The organism is Pandoraea terrigena, assembly GCF_902459705.1.
GTDB lineage: Bacteria > Pseudomonadota > Gammaproteobacteria > Burkholderiales > Burkholderiaceae > Pandoraea > Pandoraea terrigena.
The window spans coordinates 30,572-44,761 of the sequence record NZ_CABPRU010000013.1 but is presented as its reverse complement, the minus strand read 5'-3'; the positions used below and the strand labels follow the sequence as shown (position 1 = coordinate 44,761).

Here is a 14,190-nt window from a genome sequence, read left to right as displayed (position 1 = left end):
ATACATGACGTTTCGCGAGCGCTTGGAGCGCGGCGGCCGGGGCGAGGACACCTCTACTCTCTTCCGGAACCGCTACATGCTGACTTCGCTCGTCGTGCGCATCGTCCGTTTTTCGGCGAAGCACGCGTACCCGGTCATCGTCGCTTCGCTCCTGCTCGTGATAGCGAGTGGCGTGTACGTCGCCAAGCACTTCGCGATCAACACCGATATCTCGGGCCTGATCGATCTGAACACGCCTGCCGCCGAGCGCGGTCGCGCTATCGAGCGTGCTTTCCCACAGAAATCGGACCTCACCTTGGCCGTGGTGCAGGCCCCGGCGGCGGAGTTCGCCGACCGCGCCGCCGCCGAGCTGGCCGCGAGACTTGCCACCGAGACGGATGTGTTCCGGGCGGTGAGCCGTCCGGGCGCCGGCGCGTTCTTCGCCCACAACGCACTGCTCTTCGCACCGCTCGACGACGTAACGTCGCTCACGGGCAAGCTGGACGACGCCAAGCCGCTGCTCAACCGCCTGGCGCAGGATCCGAGCCTGGCCGGCTTGTCGAACCTGCTGTCGGTCACGCTGCAAACGCCTCTCCTCACGGGGCAGGTCAAGCTGCCGGACATGGCGCGTCTGCTCGGGGACGCGGCCGACACGACCGAGGCGGTGCTCGCAGGGCGTCCGGCGGCCATGTCGTGGCGTGCGCTCGTCGCGCCGGACACCGTCGCGCGCAGCTATGTCCAGGTGCAGCCCGTGCTGGACTACGCGGCGCTCGAGGCGGGGGCGAACGCCGCGACGCGCATTCGCGCGGCGGTAGCCGAGCTGAAGCTTGGTGAGCGCTATGGCGCGACGGTCCGTTTGACCGGCGCACGTCCGCTGTCCGATGAAGAGTTCGCCTCCGTGCGTCAGGACGCCGGGGCGAACGCGGTCGTCACGCTGCTGGCCGTGCTGGTCGTGCTGTGGCTGGCGGTGCGCTCGGGCAAGATGATTCTTGCGGTGTTCATCACGCTGCTGGCCGGGCTGGTCGTCACGTTTGCGCTCGGGCTGATGATGGTCGGCGCGCTCAACATGATTTCGGTCGCGTTCGCGGTGCTCTTCGTCGGCATCGGGGTGGACTTCGGCATCCAGTTCGGCGTGCGCTATCGCGAGGAGCGCCATCGTCTGGAGCGGGACACCGAGGCGTCGGGCGACGAGGCGCTCCACGGCGCGCTCACCCGAGCGGGCAGGGTGATTGCCATGCCGCTGTCACTGGCGGCCGCCGCTACGGCAGCGAGTTTCTTCTCGTTCCTGCCGACCGATTATCGCGGCGTATCCGAACTGGGGCTGATCGCGGGCGTGGGCATTCTGTGCGTGGCCTTCCCGTCGGCCATCACGTTGTTGCCGGCGCTCATCAGTGTGTTCAAGCCGAAGGGCGAACCGAGTCCGCCGGGCTTTCGCAGCCTGGGTCGAGTCGACGATTTCACCGAAAAGCACCGCAAGCCGCTGCTGTACGGCACGCTCGCCCTCGTCGTCGCGGGCCTGCCGCTGCTTGGACACCTGCACTTCGACTTCAATCCATTGCATCTGAAGGATCCGAAGACGGAGTCGATGGCGACGCTGATGGACCTGGCCAATTCGCCGGAGGCCGGTGTGAACGACGTGCAGTTGCTCGCCCCGACGCTCGCCGCTGCCGATGCGGACGCGGCGAAGCTGCGCGCCGTGCCGGAGATTGGTCGCGTGGTCACGCTTACGACATTCCTGCCGGCAGACCAGCCCGCCAAGCTTGCACTGATCGGCACGGCCGCCGAATCGCTACTGCCGGTGCTTTCGCAAACGCCGCTCGCGCCGGTGGCCGACGCGGCGCGCGTGTCGGCGCTCAAGACGGCCGCCGGTCAGTTGGAGGATGCGGCGCTCGATCATCCGGGCGACGGCGCGAAGCCGGCGCAGCGTCTGGCCGCCGCGTTACGCAAGCTCGCCGCGGCCGACGCGGCGACGCGCGACCGTGCGGATCGGGCGATAGCCGAGCCGTTGAAGCTCGCGCTCGGCCAGTTGCGCGACGCGCTGCAGCCGCATGCCGTGACGCGCGACTCGCTGCCCAAGGACATCGCGTCGCAATGGGTGGCGGCCGATGGGCGCGCGCTCGTGAACATCTCGCCGCACGTGGCCAAGGGCGCCGATCCGAGCGATGACGTCATGCTGCGCAAGTTCAGCGCGGCCGTGCTGGCGACGACGCCGGACGCCGTTGGCGGGCCGATCTCGATCCTGCGCTCGGCCGACACGATCATCCGCGCATTCTTCGAGGCGGGCGCGTTGGCGTTGCTCTCGATCACTGTGTTGTTATGGCTGGCACTGCGCAACTTTGGCGACGTGCTGCGCACGCTGGTGCCGCTGCTGGTCTCGGCCGGCGTCACGCTCGAACTCAGCGTGCTGATCGGTCTGCCGCTGAACTTTGCGAACATCATCGCGCTGCCATTGCTGCTGGGGGTCGGCGTGGCGTTCAAGATCTATTACGTGATCGCGTGGCGTCACGGGCAGACGCGGCTGCTCGCATCGGGGCTGACGCAGGCGATCGTGTTGTCGGCCGCGACCACGGGTATCGCCTTCGGCAGTCTCTGGCTATCGCATCATCCGGGCACGTCGAGCATGGGCAAGCTGCTGGCGCTCTCGCTCGTCTGCACGCTGATCGGCGCCGTGTTCTTTCAGCCGGTGCTCATGGGCAAGCCGCGCAAGACGGCGGCGCCGCCGCGCCAGGCATGACGGCAGCGACGCCATGCAAAACGGCACCGAAAGGTGCCGTTTTGCGTTCTGGGCGTGGCCGATCCAGGGGGCGATCCAGGGGCCAATCAGGCGCGGTAAAACGCTGCGCTCAAGTCGTCGCTGGCACCGCTTCGACCTTGCCACCGAGACGCCCGGCCAGCGCCCGGCGAATCGATGCCGCGATGCCGGGGGCGTCGAGCCCGACCGACGCCAGTTGCTGCGCGGGCGTGCCCTGATGGACGTAGGTGTCCGGCAGGCCCAGTTGCAGCACCGGGACTTGCACGCCATTGGCATTGAGCGCTTCGATGCAGGCCGTCCCCGCACCGCCCATCACCGCGCCTTCCTCGAGCGTGACGACAAGGTCGTGCGTGCGCGCCATGTCGAGCAGCGTCGCCTCGTCGAGCGGCTTGACGAAGCGCATGTTGACCAGGCTTGCGTCGAACGCGTTGGCGACCTGTTCGGCCGGCGCAACCATTGAGCCGAACGCCAGTATCGCGACGCGACGACCCGCCGGGGCTGCGCTTCGACGACGCGTCTGTGCACGGCCCACGGGCAGTGTCGTCAACCCCGGCCCGGTCGTCACGCCCGGGCCGGTGCCGCGCGGATAACGCACCGCGCTGGGGCCGTCGATGCCGAGCGCCGTTTGCAACATCTGACGACACTCGTTTTCGTCCGCTGGGGCCATCACCACCATGTTCGGGATGCAGCGCAGGAAGGCGATGTCGTAGGCGCCCGCATGGGTGGCGCCGTCGGCGCCGACCAGGCCGCCGCGATCGATCGCGAAGATGACCGGCAGGTTCTGCAACGCCACATCGTGGATTACCTGGTCGTACGCGCGCTGCAGGAACGTCGAGTAGATGGCCACGACGGGCTTGAGTCCCTCGGTTGCCAACCCTCCTGCAAACGTCACGGCATGCTGCTCGGCGATACCGACGTCGTAGTACCGCTCGGGAAAGCGCTGTTCGAACGCGACCAGGCCGGAGCCTTCGCGCATGGCCGGTGTGATCCCGATGACGCGCTTGTCGGCGGCGGCCGCATCGCACAGCCATTCGCCGAAGACCTGCGTATACGTCCTGGCCGAGACGGTGCCCGGTGCTGCCGGCCGGATCCCTTCGCTCGGATTGAACTTGCCGGGGCCGTGATAGAGCACCGGATCGGCCTCGGCGAGCTTGTAGCCGCGTCCCTTGCGTGTGACGACGTGCAGGAACTGCGGCCCCTTGAGAGCCTTGATGTTCTCGAGCGCGGGAATCAGCGCGTCCAGGTCGTGGCCGTCGATGGGGCCCAGATAGTTGAAACCGAACTCCTCGAACATCGTGCCCGTGGGCGACACGAGGGCCTTGGCGTGCTCTTCGAGCTTGTGGGCCAACTCGCGCATCGGCGCGGGCGCGTTGCGCAGCAACTGGCGCACGCTTTCCTTGCCGGCCGAATAGAACTGCCCGGACATCAGTCGCGTGAGGTACTGATTGAGCGCTCCCACCGGCGGCGAGATCGACATGTCGTTGTCGTTGAGCACGACGAGCAACGGCAGGTCGTCGTAGACGCCCGCATTGTTCAGCGCCTCGAACGCTTCGCCCGCCGTCATCGCGCCGTCGCCGATCACGGCAATGGCGTGCCGCTTCTCGCCCTTGACCTGGCTGGCCAGTGCCATGCCGAGCGCGGCCGAAATCGACGTGCTCGAGTGTGCCGTGCCAAACGTGTCATAAGGCGATTCGTCGCGCTTCGGAAAGCCCGACAGTCCGTGCCATTGCCGCAGCGTCGGCATCGCCTCACGGCGACCCGTGAGGATCTTGTGCGGATAGGTCTGATGTCCCACATCCCACACGACGCGGTCGTTGGGCGTGTCGAAAACGTAGTGCAGCGCAATCGTCAGTTCGACCGTGCCCAGGTTCGACGACAGATGGCCGCCGGTGCGCGAGACGTTATCGAGCACGCAGGCGCGCAGTTCGTCGGCCACGCGACGCAAGTCGGCGCGCGAGAGCGCGCGCAGGTCGGCGGGGGAGGAGAGGCGGGCGAGCAGTTCGGTCATGGTTGACGGTTCGTTCCCGCGCTCACTTCACCAGTCTGGCGAACGATGCCAGCAGGCGGTCGATGTCGGCGGCCGTGAGGTTGCCCATCGTCGAGATGCGGAACAGTGCCTTGGACAAGCCGCCTTGACCGGCGTAGATCACAAAGCCGTCCGCCTTGAGCCAGTCGTGCAGGCGCGGATAGTCGACCCCGGCGGGCAGCTTGTAGGCGCGCAGCACCACGGACGACTCGCCCGGCGGCAGCGCGCCGTCGATGCCCAGCGCGGCCAGACCAGCGCGGGCCTGCTCGGCGAGCGCGCTGTAATGCGTGTGACGGGCTTGCCAGCCCCCGGCATCGTCGAGTTCGCGCAGCGCTTCGACCAGCGCGTAGTAGGCATGCACGGACGGCGTAAACGGCGTGTTGCGCTCGGCCTGGAGCTTGGCCAGGCGGGCGATGTCGAGGTAATACGTGCGGCTTGCAGCCTTGGTCAGGGCGTCCTTGCGCACCATCACGAACGAGACGCCCGGCACGCCGTGCACGCACTTGTTCGCGGTGGCGGCCACGGCCACGATGCCCGAGTCGTTGAAATCGATGGCTTCCGCGGCAAAGCTGCTCACGCCGTCGACCAGCAGGCCGATGCCGCGCTCGCGGCACGCGCGCGCGAGACCCGACAGATCGTTCAGACGGCCCGTTGTCGTCTCGTGGTGAATGATCGCCACGTGGGTATACGGACGATCACCCGCCGCATCGAGCTTGCCGACGATCTGCACAAGGTCGGGCGCCTGCATCCACTCGAAGTGGATGACGTCGTGATCGATGCGGTACTGCTTCGCGATCTGCGAGATGCGCTCGCCGTACACACCGTTCTCGACGATCAGCAGGCGGCCGCCTTCCGGCACGAGGCCTGCCGTCATGCTCTCGACGGCAGCGGTACCCGAGCCGGTCATCAGCACCGGTGTCCACACGGCCGGGTCGAGGCCATACACGGCGCCCAGGCGCGCGCGCGCTTCATCCTGCAGGTCGAAGAATTCGGGCTCGCGGTGGCACAGATCGGGTTGCAGCAGGCTCTGGCGGACACGCTCGGTGAGGGTCACGGGGCCCGGATTCAGTAGCAGCATGGCGAAAATTCCTCGGCAGATTTCTGGAAAGGGGGACGCTCAGGCCAAAGCCTGCGCGCGTTGTGCAATGTGGTCCATCAGGCGCGACTTGACCGCTTCCGGCGTAATCTTCGGCCGTGGCAGGCCGTCAGGTGTTCCCAGACGCGTGCTCAGGCATGCGAAACGCGGGCCGTCGTTCGGGCTGGCGGCGCTGGCGTCGAACAAGGCCTCGACGACGTCCAGCGTATCGCCTTCCAGCGCAAGCGAGTAGCCGCTGGCCGCCGCAACGCCTGCGAACGACACCGTCGGCGAGACGGTTGCCTGCGCGCCGGTCGAGTCGTGCGACGCGTTGTCGAGCAGCAAATGCACGAGATTCGAGGGGCCGTAAGCCCCCAGCGTCGCGAATGCGCCCATGCGCATCAGCGCGGCGCCGTCGCCGTCGAGCGCGACCACTTGCAGGTCGGGACGCGACAGCGCGAGACCCAGCGCCAGCGTCGTCACGCATCCCATCGAACCGACCATGTAAAGCTGGTTGGCGCGGTCGTCGAGTGCGTAGAGTTCGCGTCCGCAGAACCCGGTCGACGCCAGCACGACGGTGCCTGCGAGCGGCGTGCGGGCGATGATGCGCGCCAGGGCGTCGCGGCGCGTGGGTAACGCGGATGGCGCCACGCCCCGTATGTGCGAGACCGAGGCGGGCTGCGCGACACGCGCAGGACGCTCGGCCGGGTGCAGGGGGAAGGGCGCCACGCTGCCCTTTTGCATCACGAGCGCATAGGGGCGGCCGGTTTCGTCCATGTGGCGCACGGCACGCGCCAGGGCCGGCGCAATCGCCTCGGGCTCGGTCGGGAACAACTCCCAGGGCACTTCCATCAGGTCGAGCATGGCGGGCGTGATCGGGCCCATGAGCGCGTGTTGCGGCTCGTCGGTAATGCCGGGTTGACCGCGCCACGTCACGATCAGCAACTGCGGCAGACGGAAAGTCCACGTGAGCGAGGTCAGCGGACTCACGGCGTTGCCAAGGCCCGAGTTCTGCATCATCGTGACCGCGCGAGCGCCACGGCCTTCGCCGAGCGTCGCCCCGGCTGCGATGGCGACGGCGTCGCCTTCGTTGGCCGCCGACAGGTAGCGCAGCGCCGGATCCTGCAGCACGTAGTTGATGAACGGGGTGAGGAACGAGCACGGCACACCGGTGTACCACGTGAAGCCGTGCTGGCGAGCGGCTTCGACGAACTGTCCGGCTTCAATCATCGCGGGTCTCCGTCGCGGCGCCGTTGAACGGCGTCTGGCCATGCGCGAAGTCGGCCGCGTGGCGGAATTCGTCCATGTCGTTCACCCCGCGCCAGTGGCCGTGCACGTATTGCACCCCGATCTTCGCGCCGTCGGCGGCGAGGGCGTTGATCAGGTCGGGCATGCCGAGCCGGTCGAAGTCTGCACGCGCCTGCAAGGCCGCGAAGACACGTTGCAACTGCGCGCGAGCGTCGTCGCCACGCACGCCCAGCAAGCCGATCCAGCGGCCGTTGGGCGCGCGTCCGGCGTCGTTCGCGTCACCGCTGACCTTCTCCAGCAGCACCCGCTGGCCAAACAGGCCGCGATCGTCGCCAGCCGAACAGTACGCGAAGTCGCGCACGCTGGCGTTGGCCCCATGGGCGGTCGTGGTGGCTGTCGAGTCGACCACAACCGTGAAGTCGGCGTCGCTCTCGACCAGATCGCGCACGATGTAGCTGCGGAACAGCAGGTCGCCGTAAGAGACGACCGTGTCATGCGCGAACGCGTTGGCCACGCATGCGAGCGAGGCGAGTTCGCCGGTCTCGGCGTGACGCTCGTTGATCGCGAGCGTGATGCCCGCCGTGTCGATCACGTCGGCGCGATAGCCGCCTACGACCGTGATGTCGTTCACGTTCTGCTTCTTGAAGCCGTCGACCAGCCAGCGCAGCAACGGCTTGCCCGCCACGGGAAGCATCACCTTCGGACGCTCGGTCGTGACGCTCTCGAGGTTCTTGCCGCGGCTGGCGGCGAGTACGATGGCCGCGCGCGGCGCGTTCGTGGCCGACAGGTAACGGTCTTCGGCTTCGCGATATTCGTCGGCGTCCTGCAGGCGGAAGATCTCGTCGACGGTCGCGATGCGGTCTTCGACGTTGACGAGCGTCTCGCTGCGGTGGATCTCGGCCGCCACGGCCTGCATGGCCGACGTGGCGGAGCGGATCAGGTGATTGGCCCAGATCGCGACGCTGATGCCCGCCTCGCGGAACACATCGGTCGGCGTGCTGTAGTACTTGGTCGGCACGATCACCAGCGGGCAGCGGCGGTCCCACTCCCGGGCAAACTGCACGATCTCGTCGGCGCGGCTCAGCTTGCTGTGGATCAGGATGGCATCCGCCCCGGCCTGACGATAGGCCTCGGCGCGGCGCAGCGCTTCTTCCATGCCCCAGCCGGCGATCAGCGCTTCGACGCGCGCCACGATGGAAAAGTCGTCGTCGGCCTGCGAATCCTTGCCGGCCTTGATCTTGCCGCAGAACTCGTCGATATCGGCGAGCGGCTGGCGCTCGCCGCCGATGAAGCTGTTGGTCTTCGGGAATACCTTGTCTTCGATGCACACGCCCGCCACGCCGCGCTGCTCGAGCTTGCGCACGAGGCGGCGCATGTTGTTGAAGTTACCGTAGCCGGTATCGCCGTCGAGCAGGATCGGCAACTGGCTGGCGTCGGCCATGAATTCGAGGTTGTCGACCACCTGCGTCCAGCTCGCCTCGTTGTTGTCGCGCACGCCGAACTGCGCCGAAATAGCGAGTCCAGACGCCCAGATGCCCTTGAAGCCGGCCTCGCGTACGATGCGCGCGGACAGGCCGTTGTGGGCTTCCATCAGGAATTCGAGCTGCGGGCTGCGCAGCAGGGCGCGTAGCTGCGCCGCGCGCGTCGCGGCCGGCGGGGGAGAGAATGCGTCGGGAGCGTTCATTCGGACACCATCGTGAGGGGTTCGAGTTGCGGCAGCACCTGGTCGGCGGCGCGCTTCACATCTTCAGGGTAGTCGATTTCGATCCAGGGGAAGCCCGTGACGTCGGCCGTTTCGAATTGCGCGCCGCGCTCGAGCAGCAGATCGCGCACGGCTTCCTCGTGGGGCAGGTTGGCGCGGCCCGATTCGACGTAATCGCGCGTGATTTCCGCCAGGCGCGTCGCCGTCGCTTCGTTGAACCGGAAGAAGCCGACCGATTCGCCGACGGTGTCGTATTCGAGGCCGGCCATGACCTGCTTGCGCAACTCGACGGGCACCCCGTTGCGCAGGCACAGCTTGACCGGCTCGTCACCGGCCTCGAAGTCGCGGTCGATGAGCAGGCGGTTTGCGGTCTTGCCGGCCACCAGGGCGTTGAAGATGCGCTGGTCGTAGAGCACGTCGGCATCCATGACGAGCACGTCGCCGCCCGCGGTCATGGCGTCGGCGGCGGTGTGCAGCGTCAGCACGCTGCCCAGTTGGAATTCGGGATTGAGGCGGATCTGCGGACGTGGCGTCCAGTTCAGCCGCTCGATGGCCTCGCTGACTTGCTCGTGGTGGAAGCCGAGCGCGAGCACCACATCGGTGATGCCGGCCGCGGCCAGCATGCGCAAGTGACGCTCCAGCAGCGAGATACCGTCGAACGCGAGCAGGCACTTGGGCGACGGCTCGTCTTCGGGCTGGAGCAAACGCAGGCCCATGCCTGCAGCGAGAATGATAGCCCGCATGATCGATATCCTTCTTTAAAGCGGTGCAGAATCCGTGGCGGCGGACAGCGGCGCGCTGTCTTGCGAGGCCCGCTGGCGGCGCCAGCCACGTTCGGAGAAATGCAGATGGACGAGGCCCGGCACGCCGAGCAGCAGCTCGCGCGTGCGCTTGGCCAGCGAGAGGGCCAGCCCGGCGTCGGCGGGCAGGCCCACGAGCGGGGCGAGCAGCAGGTACCCGCCTTCCTGCACGCCGAGCGAGCCCGGCACGAAGAACGCCGCGCCGCGAATGGCTTGTCCGAGGCTTTCGAGCAGCAGCGCGTCGACCCAGCTCACCGGGTGGCCGATGCATTGCAGGATCAGCCAGACTTCCACGGTGCCGACGATCCAGCCCACGAGACTGAGCGCGAAACTGGCGAGCACCGGACGGCGCTGGCCGTACATGCGTTGCACGATCTCGTCGACGGCATCGGCCCGGTCGAGCAGCGACGACCAGTCGCGCTTGGACGACAGCTTCGAGAGCGTGCGAAACGCCCAGCCGAAGAGGCCGCGTCGCTGCGCCACGTAGAACGCATAGAGCAGGGCGGAGATGAGCGCGGTGGCGAGCAGCATCGGCAGCCACAGGCTGTCATTGGGACGGTGTGCGGCGCTGATGCCGAACACGGCCAGTCCCAGCAGGGCAAAGACGATCTGCGCCACGGCTTGCAGCGTCGTACTCACAGTGATGGCCGCGGCGGCTTCGCGTCCCGCCATCCCGCGTTGCTTCATCTGGCGCACCATCGCGATCGGCCCGCCGATCTGCCCGGCCGGCAGCAGGCTGTTGACCGACTCGCCGACCCAGCGCGTGAGCGTGGCGCGGCGCAGCGAGCACGACTTCGCCACCAGCACCTGGATGGCGGCGGCGTCGAGCACCAGCGGCACGAGGTGGAATGCGGCGATGGGCAGGAGTCCCCAGCCGGCCACGGCCAGCGTGGACATCACCGATCCCGCGCCCTGCCAGATCAGCAGGGCGACGAAAAGGGCGAAACCGAGGGTGAGGGAGACAAGGGCAGTCCGGCGCATTTAGCGTTTCGTCCGTCCGAGGATCTGACGAAACACTTGCCGGAAACCGAAATAGGCGACGGCGTCCTTCATGTTCGAGATGAAGCGCTGCCCCGCGCCCATGCGCGGGTCGGTCACATACTCGAACGTGAGCGAGATGCGCTCCTCGTTGTCGCCGAGCGGCGTGATGCGGTGATGCAGTTTGTCCCCATCGAAGAACACCAGCGCGCCGGGCGGATACGCGACGGCGCCATCGACTTGCGGCACGCCGGGGTTGCGCGTGTGAAGCCGGTATTCGAGCAGGCAGCTCGATTCGTCCACGACGCCCAGCAGCAGCGTGTAGCGACGGCCCTTGTAGTACGACGTGTCGTAGTGCCAGCCGATGTGATCGCCGGGGCGCGTGTAGTAGTAGAGCGCATAGGCGTGCGGGTCGTCCTGCGGCGACGGCAGCAGCCTCTCGCCGGCCAGACGCTCCAGGAAGCGCATCAGGGCGGGCGAGCGGTACAACTCGGCCACGAACGGGGCGTGCTCGTCGAGCGTGTGGCGGCTCACGCTGCCCCCCTGCTTGTGACCGGGCAGGTAGTTACGGTTCACGTTCGGCGTTACCGCGCGGGCGGCGGCGATCAACGATTGCGTGATCGTCTGGGGCAGGAATTTCTCCAGATAGACGAAAGCGTCCTGCGATTTGTATTCGCGCCTGACGGCCTCGACGTCGATGGCATCCAGGGTTCGTTCGATTTCGGCGTCTGCCACGAAAGCCGCCGGCACTGCGGGAGAGGCTGGGGCTGCGACGGGCGGGCGGGTCTCGCGGGTCTCGTAGTTTTCGAGCGGTAGCGGGCGGCGCATCGCGCGCACGTAGTCGACGATCACGAGCAGCGCGAAAAGGGGCGCGCCGATGGCCGCGGCGATCAGGAAGCCGCGCGTGCCGCCGAGCAGTGTGACGAGCGGCATCAGGTAAAGCACGTCTTCCGTTTCGAACCCGCCGAAGCGCGCCTGCGCCGTGCCGGCCTTGCCGACACGTGCCTCGATGCGCATGCGCAGGAAGAAAATCAGCGCGACCGCAATCCCGGCAATCCAGCCGAGCGCCGAGGCAGTCAGCGGCAGAGGCACCGCATATTGACCCGGCGTCACGGCCGCTACGCCCAAGCCGATGCCGCCAAACAGCAGCACGGTGACGAAGGCATCCGAGGCGAGATCATAGAAGTGACCGAGGCGGCTCGTCTTGCCGCTGATGCGCGCCAGTTCGCCGTCCGTATGATCGATGAAGTTCGACAGCACCAGCAGCACGGCCCCCAGGTTGGCCATGACATAGCCGCCCTGTGCGAATGCCCAGGCGCAGGCGAGGCCGACGATCAGGCGCAGCGTCGTGAGGTGGTTCGGCGTGACCCATGTGTCGGCCAGCGGTGTGACCATCCAACGCGCGAGCCGTGCATCGTATTGGCGCGGACGCGGTGGCACTGGGCGTGCGGTTTGGCTTGTGGCTGGCGCAACACCCGGCGCCGAAATAGTTCTCGGTATCGTTTCCATGAGGGAGGAATATATACCCATAAGGCGGTACCGTGCAGCGCAGCCAAAGCACTGCACTGACCGCGACAAGCCCGGCGCTTCCTGCCATCGACGCGCGGGCAATTCGCGCACTGCGCCTGCGGGCCGAGCGTTCTGGCCAGTCTCGCCAAGTGCGCGCTTATACCTCAAATGATCCGCGTGTTTTCATTGCGATTATATTCCGCAATACCCCATTTCGCCTTCTGGCTGGGCGTCGCCCCGCTAGACGGGAAATCGACATGCGGTCTGGATAGCGGCGTCGGCCCGATGCGCGGATAATGTCGGTCCTGTTCGTCTCGTTCTGCGGCGTCATCCGACCGCACATTTCCCCATGTCCCAAACGATTGCCATCCTGACCGGCGCGTCCCGTGGTCTCGGCGCAACGCTCGCGCGCGGCCTGCTCGCGCCCGGCACCCATCTCGTGACGCTGGCGCGTCGCCCGGACGACGACCTCGCCGCACTGGCCAGCGCACGCGGCGTCAAACTGGAGCAAATGGCCGTCGACCTGGCCGATGCCGATGCCGCCGCGCAGGTCGCCGAACGCATCTTCGCGGCACTGCCGCGCGATGCCACGCGATATCTGCTGATCAATAACGCGGGCACCGTCAATCCGGTCGCCAATGCCGCGGCCCTTACCGATCCGGCCGCCATCGGCGCCGCCTTCACCCTCAACGTCACCGCCGTCATGCTGCTCACGGCCCGCTTTCTCGCGGCCACGCAGGGCCTGGGGGCCAAGCGGCAGATCGTGAACATATCGTCGGGCGCCGGTCGCAATCCGACCGCCGGCTGGGCGGTGTACTGCGCCACCAAGGCCGCGCTGGATATGTACACGCGGGTGGTCAACGCGGAGCACCGCGAGCATGGCGTCCAGGCCGTGTCGCTCGCGCCCGGTGTGGTCGATACGGGCATGCAGGAGACGATTCGCAGCAGCAGCGTGGAGAGTTTTCCGGCGCTGGCACGTTTCCAGGATCTCAAGGCAAGCGGCAAGCTCTCGTCGCCGGAAGCGGTGGCACAGCGCATCCTGGCGCTGATCGAGCGGGACGATTTCGGTCAGACCGAGATCGACGACATCCGTCACTACGCCTGAACTGCGCGTGATTCGCGCGAGCCGCCGCATACCTGCGCGCTTGACGCTCGGTTCTCAACTCAAAAAATGGCACCGGCTGGCGATTCGCCGGCCGGTGCCATGCCTTTACCGCCGGCGCTGTCGCGCCGGGGGCTACTGCTCGGTACTGGTGATGAAGACACTGCCGTTGCGTTCCGGTGCGTACAGGATCAGCGTGGGCGCGTGAATGTCGAAGGCACGCTCACACGCTTCCCCATACGAATCGAACTGCACCGCCCAAGCGCCGTTGCGCACATAGCAGTGCGTGATGGTGTCGGTGCGGCGGTCGAATTCCTGACCGAGAAACACACCCTGCGTGTAACACCAGACGACGAACCCGTGAAAGTCGGCCTGCTCCGGTGCGCGAAACACGCGCCAGCGAGCGTCGTCCCGTGCCGCCAGACGCGCCGTCGCGCCCGCTGCCCAACGCTCGAAGCCGTCGTGTCGTTTGCGTTGCTCCATGTCGTCGTACCCCCTTGTGGGTGAACCGCCCTTCGGGTGCCGAGATTCGACATCCCCGGGGCGCGTTTCCATAGTCGGAATTTGTTCCTGGTATTTCTATCAGGCAATTCCGAAAGACGGCAGGGAATTTCTCCAAAGGGGAACGCGGCGGACGTCGTCAATCGTAGTGAATCGCAAGCCAGACGGTGGGTTCGCCCGGCGTCGTCCACTCGACGCGATGCTGCCGGTGCGCCGCAATCGAGACCGCGTCGCCGGGCGTCAGTACGAGTGTCTGGCCGGGCATGTCGGCGAAGGCCAATCGCGCACCGCCGGTGAGCAGCACCACCCATTCGTGCTGCGCCTGGTCGTACCAGAAGCCTGGCGGAGATGCCTGTCCGGTCGAGACGATGCGCTCGACACGCATCCCGGGGCGCGCAAGTAACGTCGTGAACTGCTCGACCGCGTTCGGATCGGCGGAAGAGGGCAGACCGGCAAACAGATTCATGTCGGGCAATGGAAGCGTGTCCATACGTATCGAGCGTTCTCTCTTCAGCGAG

11 protein-coding genes and 1 pseudogene are annotated in these 14,190 nt (G+C 67.0%); 2 read left to right on the top strand and 10 right to left on the bottom strand.

The window, feature by feature from the left end; translation table 11 throughout:
- The first annotated feature begins 76 nt into the window (after positions 1–76).
- Positions 77–2,713, top strand: coding sequence for a hopanoid transporter HpnN (gene hpnN / locus PTE31013_RS20860; protein ID WP_150614554.1), 2,637 nt, complete (start codon positions 77–79; stop codon positions 2,711–2,713).
- Positions 2,714–2,822: 109 nt separating this feature from the next.
- Here the strand turns inward: hpnN and dxs are convergent, their stop codons facing one another.
- From dxs to PTE31013_RS25325, 8 genes and pseudogenes are all read right to left on the bottom strand, one after another.
- A complete protein-coding gene (gene dxs / locus PTE31013_RS20855; protein ID WP_150614553.1) occupies positions 2,823–4,739 on the bottom strand; it encodes a 1-deoxy-D-xylulose-5-phosphate synthase in 1,917 nt (638 codons plus the stop codon).
- Between the two features lie 22 nt (positions 4,740–4,761).
- On the bottom strand, positions 4,762–5,835 hold the full coding sequence (locus tag PTE31013_RS20850) for a 2-aminoethylphosphonate aminotransferase (protein ID WP_150614552.1): 1,074 nt from the start codon (positions 5,833–5,835) through the stop codon (positions 4,762–4,764).
- 39 nt (positions 5,836–5,874) lie between these two features.
- Positions 5,875–7,062: a phosphonopyruvate decarboxylase gene (gene aepY, locus PTE31013_RS20845; RefSeq protein ID WP_150614551.1), complete on the bottom strand. Its 1,188-nt coding sequence runs from the start codon at positions 7,060–7,062 to the stop codon at positions 5,875–5,877.
- Positions 7,055–8,764, bottom strand: a complete 1,710-nt coding sequence (aepX, locus tag PTE31013_RS20840) for a phosphoenolpyruvate mutase (RefSeq protein WP_150614550.1) — start codon at positions 8,762–8,764, stop codon at positions 7,055–7,057. The genes aepY and aepX overlap by 8 nt, the downstream gene beginning before the upstream one ends.
- The gene (locus tag PTE31013_RS20835; protein WP_150614549.1) at positions 8,761–9,525 is read right to left on the bottom strand and encodes a phosphocholine cytidylyltransferase family protein; all 765 of its coding nucleotides are present in this window, start codon (positions 9,523–9,525) and stop codon (positions 8,761–8,763) included. The genes aepX and PTE31013_RS20835 overlap by 4 nt, the downstream gene beginning before the upstream one ends.
- A gap of 15 nt (positions 9,526–9,540) precedes the next feature.
- Positions 9,541–10,563, bottom strand: coding sequence for a flippase-like domain-containing protein (locus PTE31013_RS20830; protein WP_150614548.1), 1,023 nt, complete (start codon positions 10,561–10,563; stop codon positions 9,541–9,543).
- Positions 10,564–11,388, bottom strand: coding sequence for an alpha-ketoglutarate-dependent dioxygenase AlkB (locus PTE31013_RS25025; RefSeq protein WP_217426253.1), 825 nt, complete (start codon positions 11,386–11,388; stop codon positions 10,564–10,566).
- Positions 11,368–11,955: pseudogene (locus tag PTE31013_RS25325) on the bottom strand (CDP-alcohol phosphatidyltransferase family protein); the annotation flags it as partial. The gene PTE31013_RS25025 and the pseudogene PTE31013_RS25325, both read right to left, overlap by 21 nt.
- Before the next feature lie 463 nt (positions 11,956–12,418).
- Here PTE31013_RS25325 and PTE31013_RS20815 point away from each other — a divergent pair.
- Positions 12,419–13,174, top strand: a complete 756-nt coding sequence (locus tag PTE31013_RS20815; protein ID WP_150614547.1) for an SDR family oxidoreductase — start codon at positions 12,419–12,421, stop codon at positions 13,172–13,174.
- Positions 13,175–13,306: 132 nt separating this feature from the next.
- Here PTE31013_RS20815 and PTE31013_RS20810 read toward each other — a convergent pair whose 3' ends face one another.
- Both PTE31013_RS20810 and PTE31013_RS20805 read right to left on the bottom strand, forming a co-directional pair.
- A complete protein-coding gene (locus tag PTE31013_RS20810) occupies positions 13,307–13,654 on the bottom strand; it encodes a hypothetical protein (RefSeq protein ID WP_150614546.1) in 348 nt (115 codons plus the stop codon).
- A 157-nt stretch (positions 13,655–13,811) separates the two neighbouring features.
- Positions 13,812–14,162: a cupin domain-containing protein gene (locus tag PTE31013_RS20805; RefSeq protein WP_150614545.1), complete on the bottom strand. Its 351-nt coding sequence runs from the start codon at positions 14,160–14,162 to the stop codon at positions 13,812–13,814.
- Between the last annotated feature and the right edge of the window lie 28 nt (positions 14,163–14,190).

What these genes read in the sequence shown, in the direction of transcription:
- hpnN (WP_150614554.1), top strand. Translation starts at nt 77, where the DNA reads ATGCTGACTTCGCTCGTCGTGCGCATCGTCCGTTTTTCGGCGAAGCAC.
- dxs (WP_150614553.1), bottom strand. Translation starts at nt 4,739, where the DNA reads ATGACCGAACTGCTCGCCCGCCTCTCCTCCCCCGCCGACCTGCGCGCG.
- PTE31013_RS20850 (WP_150614552.1), bottom strand. Translation starts at nt 5,835, where the DNA reads ATGCTGCTACTGAATCCGGGCCCCGTGACCCTCACCGAGCGTGTCCGC.
- aepY (WP_150614551.1), bottom strand. Translation starts at nt 7,062, where the DNA reads ATGATTGAAGCCGGACAGTTCGTCGAAGCCGCTCGCCAGCACGGCTTC.
- aepX (WP_150614550.1), bottom strand. Translation starts at nt 8,764, where the DNA reads ATGAACGCTCCCGACGCATTCTCTCCCCCGCCGGCCGCGACGCGCGCG.
- PTE31013_RS20835 (WP_150614549.1), bottom strand. Translation starts at nt 9,525, where the DNA reads ATGCGGGCTATCATTCTCGCTGCAGGCATGGGCCTGCGTTTGCTCCAG.
- PTE31013_RS20830 (WP_150614548.1), bottom strand. Translation starts at nt 10,563, where the DNA reads ATGCGCCGGACTGCCCTTGTCTCCCTCACCCTCGGTTTCGCCCTTTTC.
- PTE31013_RS25025 (WP_217426253.1), bottom strand. Translation starts at nt 11,388, where the DNA reads ATGCGCCGCCCGCTACCGCTCGAAAACTACGAGACCCGCGAGACCCGC.
- PTE31013_RS20815 (WP_150614547.1), top strand. Translation starts at nt 12,419, where the DNA reads ATGTCCCAAACGATTGCCATCCTGACCGGCGCGTCCCGTGGTCTCGGC.
- PTE31013_RS20810 (WP_150614546.1), bottom strand. Translation starts at nt 13,654, where the DNA reads ATGGAGCAACGCAAACGACACGACGGCTTCGAGCGTTGGGCAGCGGGC.
- PTE31013_RS20805 (WP_150614545.1), bottom strand. Translation starts at nt 14,162, where the DNA reads ATGGACACGCTTCCATTGCCCGACATGAATCTGTTTGCCGGTCTGCCC.